At 42.3% G+C, this 20280-nt stretch carries 14 protein-coding genes and 1 pseudogene; 6 read left to right on the forward strand and 9 right to left on the reverse strand.

The features are described from left to right. Positions 1–8 precede the first annotated feature (8 nt). From E0F88_RS28645 to E0F88_RS28655, 3 genes are all read right to left on the reverse strand, one after another. On the reverse strand, positions 9–2183 hold the full coding sequence (locus tag E0F88_RS28645; RefSeq protein WP_131961773.1) for a c-type cytochrome domain-containing protein: 2175 nt from the start codon (positions 2181–2183) through the stop codon (positions 9–11). Between the two features lie 42 nt (positions 2184–2225). Then, entirely contained in the window at positions 2226–3680 is a 1455-nt protein-coding gene (locus E0F88_RS28650; RefSeq protein WP_131961774.1) for a DUF1501 domain-containing protein, read from the reverse strand. Between the two features lie 116 nt (positions 3681–3796). Next, positions 3797–6118, reverse strand: coding sequence for a PSD1 and planctomycete cytochrome C domain-containing protein (locus E0F88_RS28655; protein WP_131961775.1), 2322 nt, complete (start codon positions 6116–6118; stop codon positions 3797–3799). Positions 6119–6480: 362 nt separating this feature from the next. Between E0F88_RS28655 and E0F88_RS28660 the strand changes: the two genes are divergently transcribed. Continuing rightward, entirely contained in the window at positions 6481–7218 is a 738-nt protein-coding gene (locus E0F88_RS28660) for a DNA-formamidopyrimidine glycosylase family protein (RefSeq protein ID WP_131961776.1), read from the forward strand. A 55-nt stretch (positions 7219–7273) separates the two neighbouring features. On the opposite strand, the gene E0F88_RS28665 is transcribed toward E0F88_RS28660, so the two are convergent. Next, positions 7274–9073: a DUF885 domain-containing protein gene (locus E0F88_RS28665; protein WP_229213944.1), complete on the reverse strand. Its 1800-nt coding sequence runs from the start codon at positions 9071–9073 to the stop codon at positions 7274–7276. A gap of 157 nt (positions 9074–9230) precedes the next feature. On the opposite strand from E0F88_RS28665, the gene E0F88_RS28670 reads away from it, so the two are divergent. From E0F88_RS28670 to E0F88_RS34895, 4 genes and pseudogenes are all read left to right on the forward strand, one after another. Continuing rightward, positions 9231–9845, forward strand: a complete 615-nt coding sequence (locus E0F88_RS28670) for a class I SAM-dependent methyltransferase (RefSeq protein WP_131961777.1) — start codon at positions 9231–9233, stop codon at positions 9843–9845. A gap of 7 nt (positions 9846–9852) precedes the next feature. Then, positions 9853–10749, forward strand: coding sequence for a ribokinase (rbsK, locus tag E0F88_RS28675; protein WP_131961778.1), 897 nt, complete (start codon positions 9853–9855; stop codon positions 10747–10749). Positions 10750–10764: 15 nt separating this feature from the next. Next, on the forward strand, positions 10765–11703 hold the full coding sequence (locus E0F88_RS28680; protein ID WP_131961779.1) for a nucleoside hydrolase: 939 nt from the start codon (positions 10765–10767) through the stop codon (positions 11701–11703). Between the two features lie 286 nt (positions 11704–11989). Further along, a pseudogene (locus E0F88_RS34895) lies at positions 11990–12367 on the forward strand (YIP1 family protein); the annotation flags it as partial. An 18-nt stretch (positions 12368–12385) separates the two neighbouring features. On the opposite strand, the gene E0F88_RS28690 reads toward E0F88_RS34895, so the two are convergent. Next, positions 12386–13618 carry a multidrug effflux MFS transporter gene (locus tag E0F88_RS28690; RefSeq protein ID WP_131961780.1) on the reverse strand — a complete coding sequence of 411 codons (1233 nt, stop codon included), beginning with the start codon at positions 13616–13618 and terminating at the stop codon, positions 12386–12388. A gap of 244 nt (positions 13619–13862) precedes the next feature. On the opposite strand from E0F88_RS28690, the gene E0F88_RS28695 reads away from it, so the two are divergent. Next, entirely contained in the window at positions 13863–14723 is an 861-nt protein-coding gene (locus tag E0F88_RS28695) for a dienelactone hydrolase family protein (RefSeq protein WP_131961781.1), read from the forward strand. Between the two features lie 77 nt (positions 14724–14800). Here E0F88_RS28695 and E0F88_RS28700 read toward each other — a convergent pair whose 3' ends face one another. The 4 genes from E0F88_RS28700 to E0F88_RS28715 form a co-directional block, all read right to left on the reverse strand. Beyond that, a complete protein-coding gene (locus E0F88_RS28700) occupies positions 14801–17428 on the reverse strand; it encodes a sodium-translocating pyrophosphatase (protein ID WP_131961782.1) in 2628 nt (875 codons plus the stop codon). Positions 17429–17618: 190 nt separating this feature from the next. After that, positions 17619–18554, reverse strand: a complete 936-nt coding sequence (locus E0F88_RS28705) for a M90 family metallopeptidase (RefSeq protein WP_131961783.1) — start codon at positions 18552–18554, stop codon at positions 17619–17621. Positions 18555–18703: 149 nt separating this feature from the next. Then, the gene (locus E0F88_RS28710) at positions 18704–19864 is read right to left on the reverse strand and encodes a DUF2062 domain-containing protein (RefSeq protein WP_131961784.1); all 1161 of its coding nucleotides are present in this window, start codon (positions 19862–19864) and stop codon (positions 18704–18706) included. A 40-nt stretch (positions 19865–19904) separates the two neighbouring features. Further along, positions 19905–20270 carry an ApeI family dehydratase gene (locus tag E0F88_RS28715; RefSeq protein WP_131961785.1) on the reverse strand — a complete coding sequence of 122 codons (366 nt, stop codon included), beginning with the start codon at positions 20268–20270 and terminating at the stop codon, positions 19905–19907. Positions 20271–20280: the final 10 nt, after the last annotated feature.

Below are 20280 nucleotides of genomic sequence, written 5' to 3' on the forward strand. Positions count from 1 at the left end.
ACTTTGTCTCAGTTAAGAAACATTTCATCAACGAGTAAAAGCGCCTTACCTCCCTTGCTTCTGTGCCATTCCGGTATCTTGCTCAGTGGTCTGGCAACTATTTTAAGACAGCTAACCGTTTCTGCCTTAAAATTACCCTCAACTGATTTTAATACAGGTTTCTCTCCTTTTACCGGTAATGAAGGTTTCATTCTCGTCAGAAGTTTTAGCTGATGCGCGTTTGGACCGCCCCAGACTTCAACCACTTCGGGTGGGAAAATGCCTGTATCTTCTTCAATCATATAATGCAATCCCACCGAAGAAAGTAAAACCGGTTTTTTAAACTCTGAAACCAGTGTCATATCATTATCCCGAACACCGGCCCAATTGTTTGCCCAAGCCGGATTGTTCGCTCCAATTACACCCAGTCGATGATCGAAAAAGGTATGCGCACCTTCGGCCTGATGTACTCGGTTAAGCGGGAAAAGTAGATTGACACTATCTGGTTTGATCGTGCTTTTAAAAAAATTGAACGTAGCCAGATCGCTTCCAAACCATCCGTTTTTGAAAGCCTTTGCCTTGATATTTGTGCTGTTAATCAAAACCGTTTTCCCGTCAAACACAGCAGACGTTAAACTGTCCGGTTCTGTACCATCCAAAGTGTAGCGAATCGTAACGCCCTTGATCGGATGTTTAAGCAGCAACGCAGTAGGCTGAGAGAAAATCACCGAAGTGTTTTTTATCTGAGGCGGATTAAGTTTTAGGGGATCCTTGCCATCATCTTTAAATCCGCCGATGAAAGTAATCTGCGGATTTGATTTTTGTAGTATAGAAATTTGAGCCGCAGTGAGTTCGGTATCCCAAACGGAAACCGTTCCCAGTTTTTTAAACGCACCAATTTGTGTTTGTAAATCTTTAAAATTGACTTTTGTTCCTGATAAGGTCAGACTTTTTAGATGTTTTAGAGAAGATAGTTCTTTTAAACCGGCGGCTGTGATATCAGTAAAGTTAAGATCCAGTTTTCGCAGATTTTCAAACTTACTGACACTTTTCAGGTCCTGATCTCTCACAGGCATTTTATTGAGATTCAGGGAGACAATCTGCTTTTTTACTTCTGAAAGTTCATCGAGCTGTTTTATACTGAAAGCATTCCGGTTGTAAATATTCACTGCCAGCGCCGGCGATTCCTTCGCTAAAACAGCGACAGTCCTATAATCTGTATTGAGCTTTTGAATCGTTTCCTCTTCCGCAGCTGCAAAGTCAAATTCCTCTTCTGTAACGGAGGGTTTTAATCTTGCCGAAGCCAGTATTCTCAGTGAATCCTGAGTAGATAGATCAATTACCTTTTTTGTGAAATCTGCATTTTCTTTTACCCAAAGAGAAAGCAGCACTATTTCTTCTGGTGTCAGCTGTGACTTACCGATTGGCGGCATGTGCTTTTTATCTTCGTCGGGCAGGTGAATGCGCTGAAGAAGTAAACTTAATTCAGTATTTCCCGATATAAAAAGTTCACCTGTTTTCCCTCCCTTTTGTATGGAAGCAACGTCAGTCAGGATGAGTTCCCCTTTCAGTTTGTCCGGATTATGGCAGCTCACACATTTCTGTTCAAAGATCGGTTGAATTACATCTTTAAAAATAACGGCTTCTTCCAGTGGAACAGCTGCAATTTCATTTTGTTTGCTGATCGGTTCGAAAATAAAATTTTCACCATGCGTTAAAGCCGCACCGTAATGCCCCGTTAAAACCAGTCCGATTACCGTCACAAACGAACTAAGCTTTGCAACCGGAGCCTTGTACCACTCCTTATTTCTGACCCAATAAATCAGCGACGAAATAAAAAAAATACCAGCACCGGTCCATTTATGCCAAAGTAATGTTTGCCCGCCGTAACCATCTTCTTTTGATAAAAACAGACCCATAACGACCGTCACTCCCGCAAACAAAGCGCCGATCAACAAAAGGTTTTGTGAAAAATTGCGATAAAAAGTGTTAGCGGAATTCTCAGGCCGGAAGCGAAAAAACTCCATCAGCATTGCTATGAGCAGGATTACAATAGGAAAATGCAGAATCAGCGGATGCATCCGCCCGATGGTTTGCAGCCAGAAGGGAATAACTAGCTTATTTTCAAACAACAATAAAAAGGCAATGAAAATATTGGAAGCAAACAGCAGCTGACCGGCAAACCTTTTTAATCTTATATGCATCAGATTTTAAATCACGAATTTGAAAGACTGTACACAAACTGTTTAGCTGATAATATCACGAACCACTTTTCCCGAAACATCCGTCAGACGGTAGCGCCTTCCCAGGTGTTTAAAAATTAATTTTTCATGGTTGAGTCCCAGCTGATGCAAAATGGTGGCCTGAAAATCGTGAACATGCACCGGATTACTGGCAATGTTGTAACCCAGCTCGTCAGTTTCGCCATAAACCATTCCGGGTTTAATGCCACCTCCTGCCATCCAGATCGTAAAACAACGCGGATGATGATCCCGGCCATAGTTATCGGCAGTAAGTTTTCCCTGGGTATAACTGGTACGGCCGAATTCCCCCCCCCAGATAACCAGCGTTTCGTCAAGCAAACCTCTTTGTTTCAGATCTGTCACCAGGGCAGCAGAAGCCTGATCGACATCTTTTGCCTGTTTAGCAATTTCAAAAGGAAGATTTCCGTGCTGATCCCAGCCCTGATGATAAAGCTGAACGAAGCGGACACCATTTTCAGAAAGTTTTCTTGCCAGGAGACAGTTGGCCGCATAGGTTCCCGGAACCAGACAATCGGGTCCATACAGTTTGATAATATCATCAGACTCTTTGGAAAGATCCATTACTTCCGGTACTGCGGTTTGCATCCGGTAAGCCATTTCGTATTGTTTTACTTTGGCAGTAATTTCAGGATCTCCAAATTGCTCATAGGACATCTGGTTAAGCTGCGACAAATTATCCAGCATATCCCGCCTGTCTTTTCTGTCCATTCCTTCCGGATCGCGCAGGTAAAGCACAGGATCCTCTCCTTTACTAAACTGAACACCCTGATGTACAGAATCCAAAAAACCATTCGACCACAATTTGGAATAAACGCCCTGTCCGTTTCCTACGCCACGGGAAAGCAAAACAGTAAAATTGGGCAGGTTTTTATTTTCGTTTCCCAAACCATAGCTCAGCCAGGAACCCATGCTGGGCCGGTTGCCCTGCTGTGAGCCGGTTTGTAAAAAAGTCAGTGCAGGATCATGATTAATTGCCTCAGTATACATCGATTTGACAAAACAAAGATCATCGACAATCTTAGATGTATACGGCATCAGGTCACTCACCCATGCCCGCGACTCACCATATTGTTTAAAATCGACAAAAGAGCCTACAAGCGGAAATGAAGCCTGATTGGCAGTCATTCCGGTAAGTCTTTGCGTCCCGCGCACAGAAGGGGGAATCTCCTGACCGAGCAGGTCCCTCAGTTTGGGTTTGTAATCAAACAGCTCCTGCTGGGACGGAGCACCATTTTGGAAAAGATAAATAACACGTTTGGCCTTCGGAGCAAAATGCGGTATTCCGGGCGCAAAAGCTTCATCGTCGGTTCCACCGCTTTTGAAAAGATCAGGCATCAGTAAGGATCCCAGCGCCACTCCGCCGATCCCCAAACTCATTGAAGACAAAAATCTCCGTCTGTTAAAATTAAGGCCGTGTTCTAATATTTCCTTTTCCATAACTGTTAGCTCATAGCTGTTAGTAATTGGCTGTTAGCTTTGCTTGTAAAATGGTTTGGTCTATTTTTTTGACTTGACTTCTTAGCGGGTTTAACAGCTGAAAGCTCATTCGCTGCCTATGATTTAGTAATTGTTTCTTCCAGATTATAAATTGTCGATACCACCCTCATGAGCGCAGCCAGGGCTTTTTTGTCCACATTTTTGATCAAGGGGTACTCTCCTACCGCCGTCATTTTTTCCGCGGCGGCCGCTGTCATTGCCTTAAGCTGTTTATCGTAGTAGGCACTTAGCAAGGTCAGTTCCTTTTCACTCGGCTTTCTGCATACGATCAGCCGGAAAGCTTTGATAATTTTCTCATTCGCAGCCGTTTTCTCCTGTAATAAACCGGCAGCCAACACACGGGAAGCTTCCAGTACAGCAGGATCATTCATCATTACCAATGCTTGCAAAGGCGTATTTGTTTTTGATCTTTTCACCTCACACAAATCCCGGTTACTTGCATCGAAAATCCCCATTGTCGGTGGCGGAACCGTCCGTTTTATCAGCGTGTACATGCCCCGGCGATAAAGGCTCGCCCCATGATCCTGGTTATAAACAGAAAGTAAACCCCTTCCCGAAGTTGCTCCTTCCCAAAGTCCTGCCGGCTGGTAAGGCTTTACACTTGGACCACCAATTGTTTTATTGAGAAGACCGCTGCTTGACAAAACCAGATCTTTGATAAACTCTGCGTGAATACGGTAACGCGGACCTCTTGCCAGCAAAATATTATCCGGATCGGTAGCTAATTTCTCTTTATTAATTACCGCAGATTGCCTGTAAGTTGCCGAGGTAACCATTTGTTTCACCAGTCTTTTCACATCCCAGTTGTGTTCCATAAAGTCCGAAGCAAGCCAGTCGAGCAGTGCCGGATGAGAGGGAAGTTCACCCTGCATGCCAAAATCACCTGAGGTTTTTACAATACCTTTTCCAAAGAATTCCTGCCAAAGAATATTGACGTAAACTCTTGACGTCAAAGGATTTTTTTTATCAAAAAGCCATTTGGACAGGCCCAGTCTGTTTTTGGGATAATTTTTATTAAAAGGTAAAATGGACTGAGGTGTTCCGGGCTGCACCTCTTCTCCTGGCGCGTCATACACACCGCGTTTGAGAATGTAAGTCTTTCTGGTCGAATCCAGATCGCCCATCACGGATACGATAAGCCGGTTCGTATCAGGTTTGTTTACGAAACTTAGAATGTCCTTCACATCCTGGTTACTGATTTCCATCAACGGTTTTTTTGCATAAGTCTCCGGTCCGCCGATGACAGATTCTATCCCGACTTCATTGACGTTGTTAAAAAAAGCAAACATCTGATAATATTCCTTCTGTGAAAAAGGATCGTATTTATGGTCGTGGCAATGTGCGCATTCGAGCGTAACACCAAGCAGTCCTTTACCAAACAGATCATTACGATCCGTCACGTACATGATGCGGTACTCCTCGGGTATGACGCCGCCCTCCTCTGTGATTTTGTGATTACGGTTAAATCCGGTAGCCAAAAGCTGCTCCTTGCCCGAGTTAGGCAGAAGATCGCCAGCCAACTGCCAGGTTACGAAATCATCATAATGCATATTTTTGTTAAAAGCATGGATCACCCAGTCGCGCCAGGGCCATTGGGTGCGGTAACCATCATCCTGATAACCATGCGAATCGGCATACCGGGCCAGGTCCAGCCAGTGAATCGCCATTTTTTCTCCATAAGCAGGATTTTTAAGCAGCTGATCAACCATCTTTTCATAAGCATTGCTGTTTTTGTCGGCCAGAAAATCATCCATCATTTTCAATGTAGGAGGCAAACCGGTAATATCCAGACTAAGTCTTTTTAAAAGTCTCTCCCTGTCTGCTTCCTCATTGGGTTGAATTCCTTTCTGTTCCTGTTTTTGCAGGATGAAATAATCAATTTCATTTTTTGGCCAATCCGTAAGATCAACCTCGGGAATGCCGGGTTTTCGCGGAGCTACAAAAGCCCAGTGTTTTTCATATTTCGCGCCTTGTTTAATCCATTTTTCAATCAGCGTAATCTCGTGGTGCGTCAGTTTGAGATTAGAAGCGGGCGGTGGCATAAGCAAGCCAGTATCCTTCGAAGTAATCCTAAGATAAGCTTGCGAAAGTTCAGGTTTGCCGGCAACCAGTGCATGGGCCTTCGGGTTTTCTTTTAAAGCTGCAAAAGCGTTTTCCGCAATATCAAGACGCAAACCAGCTTCCCGCTTGTTGGCATCCGGCCCGTGACAAGCCAGGCATTTGTCTGATAGGATCGGACGTATATCAAAATTATAGCTAATCTGCTCGGGTACTTTTTCCTGTTGGGCCTGCTGAGACGAATCTCCGCCACAGCTTTGAAGAAAACCTAGAATCACTCCCAAAATCAGGATCAAACCTGCTGATGCCTTAAAGCTCATATACCGGTAAAATAAGAAAATACCAAAAATAAATATCGCCAAAACAATAGTACATTTCTTTTAAAAATTAGCAACCTTTTAAAGAAACATCTAATCAGATAAAGAACGGGAATCAGATTCCTACTCTTTTTCTATATCCGTCAGATCAGGCAAATTTGCCTGTTTACAATTAAATGTGAATGTACAAAATGCTATTTATAATGTACTTTATGAATATTTATTTAAATTATTTTACTAGAAGCGTATCTAAAAAGCTATACTCATTAGTTCAACATTCTTAAAAAGTAAAGGATAGTACAGGCATTTTTTTAAAGCTGGCACAGATTTTAGCTAATCCATGCCACAATCTAAATTGCTAAGCCATGCCGGAAGGACCTTCCATTGTAATTTTAAGAGAAGAAGTCGCTGCCCTGAGACTAAATGGAAAGGAAATCCTGCATGTTGAAGGAAACAGCAAAATTGATAAGGACAGGCTGATTCATCAACAGGTTATTGACTTCAAATCTTGGGGCAAACATTTTCTTGTTTGCTTCGAAAATTTCACCCTGCGGATTCACTTTATGCTTTTTGGATTATACAAAATCGACGGAAGAAAGGATACACCTGCCCGGTTAAGTCTGCAGTTTGCCAACGCGGAACTGAATTTCTATTCTTGTTCGGTTAAAATTTTTGATCAGCCGGCGTATGAACTTTATGACTGGAGTGGTGATATCATGTCCGATGACTGGAACGCAGAAAAAGCCTTAAAAAAACTGAAGGACACTCCTAAAATGCTTGCTTGTGATGCACTGCTGAATCAGGATATTTTTGCGGGGAGCGGAAATATCATAAAAAATGAAGTTCTCTTCCGCACAAGAATTCATCCGCTTAGCCAGATCGGAAAATTACCTCAGGAAAAGTTGGTGGAAATTGTAAAAGAAACCAGGAATTACAGCTTTGATTTTCTTACCTGGAAATTGGAATTCACTTTAAAGAAACACTGGCTGGCGCATACAAAAAAAATGTGTCCCCGTTGCCGTATCCCGTTTATTAAGGAATATCTGGGCAAAACAAAAAGGAGAAGTTATTTCTGCACCAATTGTCAGGTCCTTTACTTCTGAAATCAAAAACGCGGCAGGAAAAACTACCTGCCGCGTTTTTTAAGAGGTCAAATGTTTATTTCTTGCTGGTTATCCAAACATTCGCTTTGTCTTCCAGTAATTTTAACGGAACACAGCCGGATTCTAAAACCAGATTGTGAAAGTCACTGATCTTAAATTTATCACCCAATTCAGATTCTGCTTTGGACCTCAGCGAACGGATTTTCAACTGGCCGATTTTATAAGACAAAGCTTGTCCGGCACCGGCCATATATCTTTCAATCTCAGCAGTAATACTTTCTTGTGACTCCGCTTCGTGATCCAGAGAATACTGGATCGCCTTTTCACGGGTCCAGCCTTTGGAATGCAAACCTGTATCCACCACAAGCCGAATTGCCCGGTGCATTTCAGCGCTTAACATGCCAAAGTATTGATATGGATCCGTGTATAAACCCAGTTCTTTCCCCAGTGACTCGCAATATAAGGCCCAGCCTTCACCGTATGCGCTGTACCACAAGTTCTTACGAAAATCAGGAAGTGCTTTGTTTTCCTGCTGAAGTGAAATCTGGTAATGATGACCGGGAATTGCTTCGTGTAAAAAAAGACTTTCATCAGAAACCACATTATAGGTTTTTGCATCCGGAACAGGCACATAAAATACCCCGGGACGTGAGCCGTCGGCCAGACCCGGATTGTATTCTGCGGAAGCCGATTTTTCCCTGAAAGCTTCCGTTCTCCTAACCTCAAATGCTGATTTTGGTGTCAGATCAAAAAGCTTTTTAAGATTCGGTTTCATGGTTTCATGAATCTTATTAAAGTTCGCAATCACCTGCTCAGGTTTGGTAAACGGCATCAGCTTTTTATTATTTCTTACATCATCAAAAAACGATTTTAAGTCTCCTTTAAAACCAACCTGCTGTTTGACTTTCTCCATTTCACCTGAAATACGCGCCACTTCATCCAGACCAATCTGATGAATTTCATCGGCAGTCATTTCAGTCGTTGTGTAATATTTGATAAAGTAATTATAAAGCGCTTTTCCATTCGGCAATGCATCAAATCCGGAAGTACTCCGGCCAGCTGTCAGATATTCAGTTTTTACAAAATCATGCAGTTTCTTGAACGTTGGTATAATCTTGCTTTCGACCATTGCAGCATACTGCTTTTCGAGTCTGCTTTTATCTTCGGCTGAAAAATCCTTTGGGAAATTTTTAGCAGGTGTATAAAACAAATGTTCAGCCACCGGTCCATGATCCATACCGGAAAGCTGAGGGATCATTTTTTCTATCAACGGTTTTGGTAATATATAACCTTGTTTCACTCCGTTTCTCATGTTGACCACTGCCGTATCGCACCATACGACAAAACCATCCACCCGTTTCAGCCAGTTATCATAATCCTTCACTGTTTTAAAAGGCTGAAGACTTGTCCCGCCAGCTATTTGCGCGATCATCAAATGGGTGGAAAATATCTGGTTCAAGGGCATAAGCTCCGTTGGAAAACTCAGTCCTTCCAGGTTGATCGAACATTCCCAACTCAAAAGATCCCAACTCACCTTTTCTTCGGATGAAAGCTTTTCACGATCATACTTTGCCAGTTCTGTCTGATATTTTTTGTAAAAAGCAATGAGTTTTTCTTTCCCTGCTTTGGTCAGATCGTCAGACATCTGGTCGTTGTAACGATTGTCTCCGTTCATGGTCGCTTCCAAAGGATACAGCGGAAGACGTTCCTGATAATACTTGTCGAAAACCTCTTTTATAGCAGGCATAGATTCTTCTCCCGATGTTTTTTTATTGCAGGATTGCATTATTAAGCCAAATGCGATGGCAAAAAGCAGATTTTTGAACATGTTGAGGTTCTTTTGATTTGAAAGCATGACAAGTTAAATTAATCCTTTCAAATTACAAATCCGGATTGTGCTCAATATCAAATTCCCGGCATAACATCGTTATAATAGTTGAAAACAATTGATACCTTGTACCAAAGAGCTGATAAGACGGCTTGTCCCCTAACAAACAAAACAAGATATAGCGATGATTAACTTTAAAACCTTTTTTGCAAAAAAGGATCCTCTTTACATTAAAGAATATAAGCCAAAGAAATACGTCAAACCCGAAAAAATGATTGACATTGTTTCTGCATGGCAGGGCCTGGAAATGATCATTGAAGACATTCAGCTACAATTCGGTCTTGGGAATAATACCTGTATAGAGTTCGGAGTTGAATTCGGTTATTCTGCTGTGGTACTCTCCAATTATTTTAATAACGTAATTGGAGTTGATACCTTTGAAGGCGACATTCATACCACTAACAAAAACCAGCATTATGAGGAAACTCAGCAAAGACTGGCTTCTTTCAATGGTATCAAGCTATTTAAATCGGATTATAAGGATTGGATCAGGCGGGATTCTGAGCACTATGATCTGGCACATGTTGACATCGTACATACTTATGAAGATACATACCAATGCGGACTTTGGGCTTCACAGCATAGCGACTGTACCCTATTCCATGATACGGAAAGCTACCCCGATGTAAAAAAAGCTGTCTTAGATATAGCAAAAAAAACAGGGCAACAGATTTACAATTATCCGCTGCATTTTGGATTAGGCATTTTAGTAAATAAACGTTCTTTACGTAAACGGTGAAGTTTAAATGAGCAAAAAAGTACTGGTGATCGGAAGTTCCAATACGGATATGGTCGTAAAAACGGCAGCATTTCCAAAGCCGGGCGAAACCGTTTTGGGTGGAAAGTTCTTCATGAACCCGGGTGGCAAGGGAGCCAACCAGGCTGTCGCCGCAGCCCGGCTGGGGGCTAATGTTCGTTTTGTGGCTAAAACAGGAAATGACATTTTTGGCAAACAAGCTGCGGAAGGGTTTGTAAAAGAAGATCTTGACACGCAGTTTTTAATTCAAACCAATGATTTTGCCTCCGGGGTGGCATTGATATCTGTCAATGAAAAAGGTGAAAATCAAATCGTCGTAGCATCAGGCGCAAACATGGACTTGAAGCCGCAGGATTTGCCGGATGCCATTTTTGAAAACGTTGAATGGGCTTTGGTTCAGCTCGAAATTCCGATGCAGACCATTGAATATGTAGTAAAAAAATGCGCGTCATTAAATATAAAAGTTATCCTGAACCCCGCACCAGCTGACACTTTAAAGGATGAACTTTTAAAAGATATATACCTGATCACACCCAACGAAACAGAAACGCAGCTTTTAACGGGCATTCTTCCTGAAAATCCTGAAAAGTTAGAACAGGCAGCATCATTTTTCCACCAAAAAGGAGTTGAAAACGTGGTTATTACACTTGGAAAAGACGGTGTTTTTTTATCAAATAACAGCTATTCTCAGATTATTCCAGCCGTTGAAGTCGATCCCATGGATACAACCGCCGCCGGAGATGTATTTAACGGAGCTGTTCTGGCGGCTTTGTCGAATGGAAAAGACTGGATTGAAGCCTGTGAATTTGCATGTAATGCGGCTGCGTTGTCGGTTACCCGTATGGGTGCGCAAAGCTCTGCCCCTTTCCTCAAAGAATTGAATTAACCTCTTCATGACCAAATGAATAAAATACCTGTAATTATCGACTGTGACCCTGGCCATGACGATGCCCTGATGCTGATGCTTGCTTTCGGAAGCGGTAAATTTGATATAAAAGCAATAACCACTTCGGCAGGAAACCAGACTCAGGAAAAAACATTAAATAATGCCCTAAAAATATTAACACTGATTGGCGCTAATGTACCCGTTTACAAGGGTGCAGAAAAGCCTATGTTTCGGGATTTGATTATTGCCGACCATGTGCACGGTGAAACCGGGCTTGACTGTCCATCTCTTCCACAACCCACAATAAAACCTGATTTCCTGTCAGCAGTTGAAGGAATTGCCAAAGTCCTGACTGAATCTGATGAAAAAGTTATACTGGTACCCACCGGGCCGCTTACCAACATTGCAACCTTCCTGCTGGCCTATCCGCACCTGAAAGACAAAATCGGGCGAATTTCTCTAATGGGTGGAGGCATATTCCGTGGAAACATAACTCCGTTGGCTGAGTTTAATATTTTCGTTGATCCGGAAGCAGCACATCTTGTTTTCAAAAGCGGAATACCCATAACCATGTGTGGCCTGGACGTGACACACAAGGCGCTGGTTTTTCAGAAGGATATCGACCTGTTTCGGTCACTCGGTAACAAATCGGGACTGGCGGCAGCAGATCTGATGGATTTCTTTTCAATCTTTTACAGAACTACCTGCACAGAACTGAATGGAGGAGCAGCTTTGCATGACCCCTGTGCCATTGCCTGGCTGATCGAACCGGATATGTTTGTCAGCAAGCCTTGTTTTGTTGATGTAGAAATCAATGGAACACTAACATCGGGAACAACTGTCGTGGATTTCTATGGAGTGACTGGAAAGAAGCCTAATGTTGAAGTTGTTTTTGATATCAACCGGGAGAGGTATATTGAAATTTTGTATAACTCGATAAAAAATCTTCCTTGACAACGATTACTTATCTCACTCAACTACAAATAATGGAAAACGACTTCAAACAAACGGAAATGCAAACTACTGCTCTATTAAAAAAAATCTGGTTAAGACCACAGGAGGTATTCCAGTATCTATTTAAATATGATCCAAAAAAGCATGTAACCTTATTACTAATTCTGGCTTCGGTAACCGGAGCATTTTCCCGTGCGTATACCAGATTTCCATTCGATGAAAATCCAATCCTAAAAGTTTTACTTATTGTACCTATTACCTCCTTTATAACTTTTTTTTATTTAACTTATGTGGGTTTCTAATAAGCTGGACAGGTCGTAAATGGCTTAAGGGAAAAGCTGAAACAGACCAGATCGTTACGGTGTTGGCATGGTCCTCGATCCCGCAAATCTGCTCTTTCATTTTTGTAATTCTACGAATTCTTATTTTAGTTCAGGACGTATTTCGTACACCGCTGAACTTTGAATTCAACATCCTGGAACTATTGCTTTTGTTACCGCAGTTAGTCTTGACTTTCTGGTCTATGTATCTGATTGTGAAGGGTATTTCAGCTGCACAGAATTTTACATTCGGCAGATCCACAGTGAATCTTCTGCTGCCTATTGTACTGGTGCTTTCCCCCTTTATTATCTTTTCTATTCTTGGCCGGATAATAATGGCTTAGAAATTAGATAGACAGTAATTACAGCAACACAGAAACACTATCCTCAACCTCACCTCTTGAAGCTCTCTGCAAAACGGTAGCATTACCCAGATACAGAATTACCAGTCCGCCGATTGAACAAAAAGCCATCATACCAACCATAGGCATAGCTGTATTGTTATGTAAAAAACTTACAATTCCGGAAATGATCGCTCCCGCTCCCATTCTCCAGCTTCCCATCAGTGCAGAAGCACTTCCGGTATGTTTCTTAAAAGGAGCCAGCGAAAGCGCCGATGTATTGGGACCAGTCAATCCCTGTCCGGTAAGGAAAATGAACATCATGGCAATCAGACTGTACAAGCCAAACCAGTTGTTGTAAACACCGGCGATTAGTACGATACCGACTATGCTTTGGTACACCAGAGTGATTTTGATGATCTCCTGGCTTTTATATTTTTTTAAAAGAAAATGATTCAGCTGCGTGGAGCCAATCATTGCGAAAGCCAGCAAACCAAAGATCCAGCCATATTGCTGAGCACTGACTTTGTAAATATTCATAAACACATCCGATGAGCCTGAAATATAGGCAAACGGAGCCGCAGTAGCCAAACCTCCGGCAAGCGTGTAAATAAGAAACTGCGGCTGGCTGATTACGGTAAAATAACTGCCCATTACCGATTTGGGTTTAAGCGAAACGGAACGATCCGGCATCTGACCAGTTGGCAGAAAGAAATAAATTCCGGCGATCATGATCGAAACAATACCAGCCAGAATGATAAACAGCCAATGCCAGCTAAAACCCATAGTAACGTAACCACCGACGGTCGGCGCTATCATCGGTGAAACGGCGATAACCAGGGTGATCATCGAAAAAACTTCAGCCCTTTTATTGGAAGGAAATATATCGCTGACAAGTGCCTGTGATGCGACTAATCCCACACAACCACCCATTGCCTGAAGAAAACGCATCAGTATAAGTGAGTCCACGGTGGATGTCATCGCGCAGCCAATGGAAGCCAACATATACAAACCCAAGCCTACATAAAGTGGAATTTTTCTTCCAAACCTATCTAAAAGAGGCCCGTACAAAATTTGTCCAAGACAGATTCCCACCAGGTAACTGGTAAGTGAAAGCTGCACTTTATCAATGGTTGTGTGCAGGTCTTTGGCAATTGTCGGGAAACCCGGCAGATACATGTCAATGGAAAACGGGCTGATTGTAGCCAGCGAGCCCAGTATCAGGATGATGAAGGAATATCGTTTGCGACTCATACTCAAAATAGAACTTAATGTAGGTCTAACGGCAAAAATGTTACTTTAAGTTCCTGTTTTCTAATAAGTACAACGATTAAACAATATAATTATATCGGAGACATTGTCTTAACAATCAAAGTAAATTTCTGACTTTAAACGCGTCGTAAATTCATTATTTTCAAACAGCACTAAAAGTAGCTACTTTTAGTTTTCAACCAAACGGCAAACTTTTGTTTTAAAAACTTAAAATCCACTTATTACTATGAAAGCAATTTTTATGTTGGTTACGTTTTTCCTGATGAATGTTTATGCACCCGAGAAACCGGTAACAACTGTGTCAACTGTAATTCCGATTTGCCACACACCTTTGGGCAGCAACGATATGGCCTTTTTAGCGGCGGATCCTTCTTTTCAGATGCTTCATGAACTTCCGGCTCCATTTCATTATCAAGGTGCAGGAGAAATGGTCAGTTTCCCAACTCCGGATGGGACGACAGCGTCAGGATTTCTTTTGAAATCAGCAAAAAAATCGAAAAAGTGGCTTTTGGTTTATCAGGAATGGTGGGGACTCAACGACAACATCAAACAAGAGTCGGCCAAGCTATATAGAGACCTGGGTGATGTAAATGTAATTGCGTTGGATATGTATGATGGAAAAGTTGGCGAGACCCGTGAAGAAGCCGGGAAACTAATGCAATCAGCAAGTAAGGAAAGACTTGCGGCAATTACCAGAGGCGCTATATCCTTTGTGGGTAAAGATGCTAAAATTGCTTCAATCGGCTGGTGCTTTGGCGGTATGCTTTCACTTCAAAGCGCAATTTTAGAACAGAAACAAATGGTTGGCTGCGTGATGTACTACGGAACGCCTGAGAAGGATGTGGAAAAACTAAAAACATTAAATACAGATGTTCTTGGTATTTTCGGAAGTCAGGATCAGGGTATTTCTCCGGCTGTGGTAGCTCAGTTTAAAAAAGATATGAAAACTGCCGGAAAACAGGTGACGATTAAAATGTATGATGCAGTTCACGGGTTTGCCAATCCGAGCAATCCCAAGCATGATCCGGCTGCAACGGCTGATGCTTACAAGCTTTCGCTGAATTATCTGAAGAAGAAATTCAGCTGAGGTTGGTTAGACTTTCCAAGTTTTTGAAACTTGGAAAGTCTTTTGAAACCTGGAAAGTCTTTTAAGTATTATTAAAATTATTTCTTTGTTACCCTAATCGAAATACGACGGTTTTTAGCTCTGCCGGCCTCAGTCTCATTTGAGGCCACCGGATGCTCCTGGCCGTAACCTTCTGATTCCAGCCGGGACTTTTCTATTCCTAAATCTGTAAGTGATTTTTTAACTGAATTGGCCCTGTCCGTGGAGAGTTTCAAATTGCTTACCGGATCTCCGGTATTATCCGTGTATCCTCCCAGTTTTACGTTAACATCCGGATACGCTTTCAAAATCTCGGCAACATTTTCGAGCTGCTCCTCCGATTCCGGTTTTAGCTTGTCACTGCCTGTTTCAAACAATAAACGGTCAAAGTCAAACCAGGTTTCCTTGTCAGCCCTGGAATCAGATTTGATAAAATCAAGCAGAGAGGTTTCCACAGGATTGCCGGAACCTGCAATGTTTAATTTGATTCCGTTCAGATCCAGTGTATTTGCGCTTACTATTGGAGGTGGTAAACTTATGACCTCTTCTTCAACAACCTGCACTTCGCTGACAATTTTTTCCACCGCAATATGAGGTGCAATTACCAATGAAACGATAGACATCAATTTGATCAAAATGTTCATCGAAGGACCAGACGTATCTTTAAACGGATCGCCTACGGTATCTCCTGTCACAGCAGCTTTATGCGGTTCTGATTTTTTATAATAAGTTACACCATTAATCACTGCACCTTTTTCAAAAGACTTTTTAGCATTGTCCCAGGCTCCGCCGGCATTGTTCTGAAAAATACCCATCAAAACACCGGAAACCGTAACGCCCGCCAAGGTACCGCCCAATACTTCAGGCCCAAAAAGGAAACCAACAATAACCGGAACCAACAATGCAATAAGCCCGGGCGCGACCATCTCGCGAATTGAGGCTTCGGTAGAAATGGCCACACATTTATCATATTCGGGCTTAGCTGTACCTTCCATAATTCCTGGAATTTCACGAAACTGGCGGCGTACTTCTTCAACCATTTTCATAGCTGCACGTCCCACCGCGGCAATAGCCAAAGAGGAGAAAATAAAAGGAATCATAGCTCCTACAAAAAGACCTGCCAGTACATTTGCCTTATAAATGTCAATGGAATTAATTCCTGCGACACCACAGAATGCCGCAAACAGTGCCAGTGAAGTAAGTGCAGCAGAAGCAATAGCAAACCCTTTTCCGGAAGCCGCAGTGGTATTTCCAACTGCGTCCAGAATATCTGTACGACCACGAACTTCCTCCGGCAAATGTGCCATTTCAGCTATACCACCCGCATTATCAGCAATTGGGCCAAATGCATCAATGGCAAGCTGCATGGCAGTTGTCGCCATCATACCAGCAGCAGCAATTGCTACACCGTATAAACCTGCAAATTCGTAACTGATAAAAATACCTGCTGCCAAAACCAATGTAGGAATAACAGTCGATTCCATTCCGACAGACAGACCACCGATAATATTGGTTGCATGTCCGGTAGATGACTGATTCACGATTGACTGAACAGGTCGTTTGCCCATTGCGGTGTAATACTCTGTTACCGTTGACATAATTGCGCCAACGATAGACCCCAACAAGATTGCCCAGAAGACATCTATTGCAGTAAAATCAACACCACGAATGGTTAGCAATCCTTCGGGCAACATCCACATTGTCAATGGATAACTCGCAATCAACACCAAAATGATTGATCCCCAGTTTCCGCGGTTCAAAGCTCCCTGCACATCACCCTGATCATTGCTGACACGAACCAATAACATACTAATGATCGATGCAATAAGTCCGATTCCGGCGATGACCATGGGCAGTAGAATTGGAGAAATCCCTCCAAAATTATCGACACCTTCGGCAACGATTTCCCGTCCTAAAACCATTGTAGCAAGGATGGTAGCCACATAAGAACCAAATAAATCCGCACCCATACCAGCCACGTCACCTACGTTATCACCAACGTTGTCTGCAATCGTAGCCGGGTTACGCGGATCATCTTCCGGAATTCCGGCCTCGACTTTACCAACAAGGTCAGCACCTACGTCGGCAGCTTTGGTATAAATCCCGCCTCCCACACGTGCAAAAAGAGCGATGGATTCCGCACCCAAAGAAAACCCAGCCAATACTTCGAGTACCTTTTCCATTCCTAATCCATTTACGTCGGTGCTGTCACCAACAAAAACAGAATAAAGAATGATAAACAACCCGCCCAAACCGATAACTGCTAAACTGGCAACACCAATTCCCATTACCGATCCTCCTGTGAAGGAAACTTCCAATGCTTTGGTAAGACTTGTCCGTGCAGCCTGCGTGGTACGAACGTTTGATTTGGTGGCGATATTCATTCCGATATAACCGGCAAAAGCAGAAATAAACGCGCCTGCGATAAATGAAGCGCCAATGAAAACACTGGAATTTTCAACCAGCGTTCCTGAATAACCCAATAAAATACTGACAATAATACCGAAGACGATCAGCACTCGCCATTCGGCTTTGAGAAAGGCCAGAGCGCCGTCGGCGATGGCATCTGCAATTTCTTTCATTTCGGGGGTTCCGCTATCCTGCCGGACAACCCACCCTCTTTTAAAAAACATAACCAGCAAGCCAATGATGCCCAACGCCGGTACTAAATAGGTAATATTACTCATGCGCGATACAGAAATTAGGTTAAGGTTGAAATTCCCGTAAATATAGAGAATGACGCCCCATAACAAAATGTCTGATCGCTTATTTTAGATCAATTCTTATGTTTTTTATAAAATTTTCATGACTTTTAATCCGCCAGCATCATACTTTTTTCTTTAACCCACTGCTTTTCAAAGCATAATACACAACCAACTACCCCGCTAACTGCTGATGATAAAATCCCGATAAAAAATTATATAATTCGGGGTGTTTTTCGTGAAACTCCTGTGGGTCGCTAAAAAAATACTCACTGACAACGGCAAGAAATTCTGCATTGTTTGTGATGGCGTATGGATTGATATCCGAATGTCCGCTTCTAATATTATTCATTTCCTTTTTAATCAAATGGAGCCATGGAAGCGTAAAACCGCTTTCCGCAAGTCTTTCCGGAATGCCGTCAGCCTCTCCGTCCTCACGGTCAAGCAAATGTACAAACTCATGGATACCGACATTTTCCTCCCCTTTTCGTCCATTGAAACCAGCCAGAAGGGAAGGCTTGGAAAGAAGCAGCGAATGATTCATGTAACGATTTCCAACCATTCCTTCAATATTTTCGGAAGATTGGTCGGCACCTTCGATTTCAAATTGCTTGCTGAAAGACTTAGGATATATCAGTACTTCGTTCAGTTCAGGATAATCAAAGGCCGGGAAGGCAAATGTGGGAATGATTGCACTTGAAGCAACCAGAAGACGAATTTGATCATTAATTTCCGTATCAATTCCTTCCACTTTTTTCTCGGCTAAAAATAGCTGAACCCTTCTCTCAAAAAGCGATTTTCTTCTTTTATCCAGCGTTTTATAAAACAAAACATGTTCATCCAGAATTTCCTGCCAGGCTGTTGGAAAAGAGACATTAAAAATTGCTACACGCCGGTAAGTCTTTCTAAAATAATTTCTGTTGACTGCTTCAATTATCCCGACTGTGATTAAACCAACAAAATACAAAACAGACTGATGGCTAAAAAATGCCAGTGCCCCAAAAAAAACCATCACCGTAAGCTGGATTCCTATCGCACGCAGCCTAACCGATTTAAGCGAAGCCTGATAAAAAGCCAAAAGATCATCGGCTGAATTGATAACTTTTGTCATTGAAGAAAGTTAAACTTCATATAAGAAAACATTGAACGAACCGCGTGTCAACTCGCAGCTTTACTGAAAATTTATACATTAACCTCCGTCTTCCGCCGGGGGATTTAAACGCATCGTTGTTCCGGCCTTAGCCGAAGAACCCCTTTCGATCAAACACTCCTTCGGAAACTTTTTAGCAGTAAAAACGAAATACCAAAACTAACCATACCTGCAAAAATAGCCAGCAACGTTCCTCCCAGCAGATACTGCACAATATTGACATGGATTGATTCAAGGGTAAGATCTTTTACAGAAGTAAGCTGAACGCCATTTTTATAAAATAACCCACCGAACTGATAACTCCCGAAGATGATAAAAGGAATAAATGGCGGTATGCTGACGTTTGCTGCGGTCAGGAAAAGCACTTTATTCATTTTAAAGTAAACTGAAAGCGGAATGCCTACCAAAAGCTGGAAACCCCATATTGGTAAAATTCCCATAAAAAAACCAAAGCCGATCGACGAAGCCTTGCGGATGTTGCTCTCCTGTGGTTTAAGCGCCTCCTGTTTTATGATTTGTAAAAGACCTTTGTTTCTAATGTAAAGAAAAAGCCGTATGGGTAAATACCAAAGTAAGGTCAGGATCACCAGCCAGGTGTTCAGGATGCTGATTCTGGTAAAGTCACGAAATGGCCGAAAATGCGTTACACGTTCGTTTTTATCATAAATTACTCTGATATTGACCGGCAGAATCTGCACGTTTTTCCAGGCAAGCTTAACGATTACTTCGATTTCAGTTTCAAATTTTCTGGTAAAAAGTCTGGTCTTTTTTAACGGATCAAGTGGATAAAGCCGAAATCCGGTTTGGGTATCGGGAAGAGTAAGTCCGGTTTCAAATTTGAACCAGAAGTTGGAAAATTTATTACCAAAAGAACTTTTCCCAGGCACACCTTCCTGTTCCATATTTCGTGATCCCATCAGCAGTGCACCGGGATTCTCTGCCACAGCTTCTATAAATAAAGGAATATCACCAGGCAAATGCTGACCATCTGAATCAATTGAAATCGCATATTGATAATCAAGCCTGATCGCTTCCTTAAAACCACGTCGTAACGAAAATCCCTTTCCGCTGTTAATTTCGTTGGTCAATATGCTGATTTTTCCCTCATAAAAGGCAAGAATATCTGCTGTCCCATCCGTTGACCCATCGTTAATAACAATCACATCAACATCCTGGGCATAAGAAAGCACACCGTCAATAACCCTTTGCAGCGTGTTTTGATTGTTGTATGTGGGAATTAGAACGCAGCAACGGATTTCTTTCAGGGTCATTATCAGTCATTAACGTAGTGATGCAGTTTGCCGGTTTATTTCAAAGTGTAAAATAAGACATCTGCGCTTTAAGATATACGTTTCCGCTGTGATTTGCAGATGCTATTACTTCAAGAAACTGTTCCTTATCTTCAAATTTAATAGCTATTGTAATAACCGGAGTTTCGATTGGATTGATGACCTGTAAAAACTTACAGCTCCGCATTGTTTTCATGCCAAGTTTCCGCCTAAGATGTATTTCGAGAACCTCTTTTACTATCTGCAGCTGCACTACACCAGGGGTAATCGGTGAACCCGGGAAATGCCCCGCAAAAACCGGGTGGGATTCGTCAATTCTGATCTCTGCTGAAATGGTTTCCGCAGTCGAGTTTAATGATAAAACCGTGTAAAGATCATTTAAAAACATCAATTGTTCT

Origin of the sequence: Dyadobacter psychrotolerans, assembly GCF_004349265.1 — a bacterium.
In the GTDB taxonomy this organism is placed as follows: Bacteria; Bacteroidota; Bacteroidia; order Cytophagales; family Spirosomataceae; genus Dyadobacter; species Dyadobacter psychrotolerans.

What these genes read in the sequence shown, in the direction of transcription:
- E0F88_RS28660 (WP_131961776.1), top strand. Translation starts at nt 6,481, where the DNA reads ATGCCGGAAGGACCTTCCATTGTAATTTTAAGAGAAGAAGTCGCTGCC.
- E0F88_RS28710 (WP_131961784.1), bottom strand. Translation starts at nt 19,864, where the DNA reads ATGACCCTGAAAGAAATCCGTTGCTGCGTTCTAATTCCCACATACAAC.
- E0F88_RS28665 (WP_229213944.1), bottom strand. Translation starts at nt 9,073, where the DNA reads ATGCTTTCAAATCAAAAGAACCTCAACATGTTCAAAAATCTGCTTTTT.
- rbsK (WP_131961778.1), top strand. Translation starts at nt 9,853, where the DNA reads ATGAGCAAAAAAGTACTGGTGATCGGAAGTTCCAATACGGATATGGTC.
- E0F88_RS28695 (WP_131961781.1), top strand. Translation starts at nt 13,863, where the DNA reads ATGAAAGCAATTTTTATGTTGGTTACGTTTTTCCTGATGAATGTTTAT.
- E0F88_RS28670 (WP_131961777.1), top strand. Translation starts at nt 9,231, where the DNA reads ATGATTAACTTTAAAACCTTTTTTGCAAAAAAGGATCCTCTTTACATT.
- E0F88_RS28650 (WP_131961774.1), bottom strand. Translation starts at nt 3,680, where the DNA reads ATGGAAAAGGAAATATTAGAACACGGCCTTAATTTTAACAGACGGAGA.
- E0F88_RS28680 (WP_131961779.1), top strand. Translation starts at nt 10,765, where the DNA reads ATGAATAAAATACCTGTAATTATCGACTGTGACCCTGGCCATGACGAT.
- E0F88_RS28655 (WP_131961775.1), bottom strand. Translation starts at nt 6,118, where the DNA reads ATGAGCTTTAAGGCATCAGCAGGTTTGATCCTGATTTTGGGAGTGATT.
- E0F88_RS28705 (WP_131961783.1), bottom strand. Translation starts at nt 18,554, where the DNA reads ATGACAAAAGTTATCAATTCAGCCGATGATCTTTTGGCTTTTTATCAG.
- E0F88_RS28715 (WP_131961785.1), bottom strand. Translation starts at nt 20,270, where the DNA reads ATGTTTTTAAATGATCTTTACACGGTTTTATCATTAAACTCGACTGCG.
- E0F88_RS28700 (WP_131961782.1), bottom strand. Translation starts at nt 17,428, where the DNA reads ATGAGTAATATTACCTATTTAGTACCGGCGTTGGGCATCATTGGCTTG.
- E0F88_RS28690 (WP_131961780.1), bottom strand. Translation starts at nt 13,618, where the DNA reads ATGAGTCGCAAACGATATTCCTTCATCATCCTGATACTGGGCTCGCTG.
- E0F88_RS28645 (WP_131961773.1), bottom strand. Translation starts at nt 2,183, where the DNA reads ATGCATATAAGATTAAAAAGGTTTGCCGGTCAGCTGCTGTTTGCTTCC.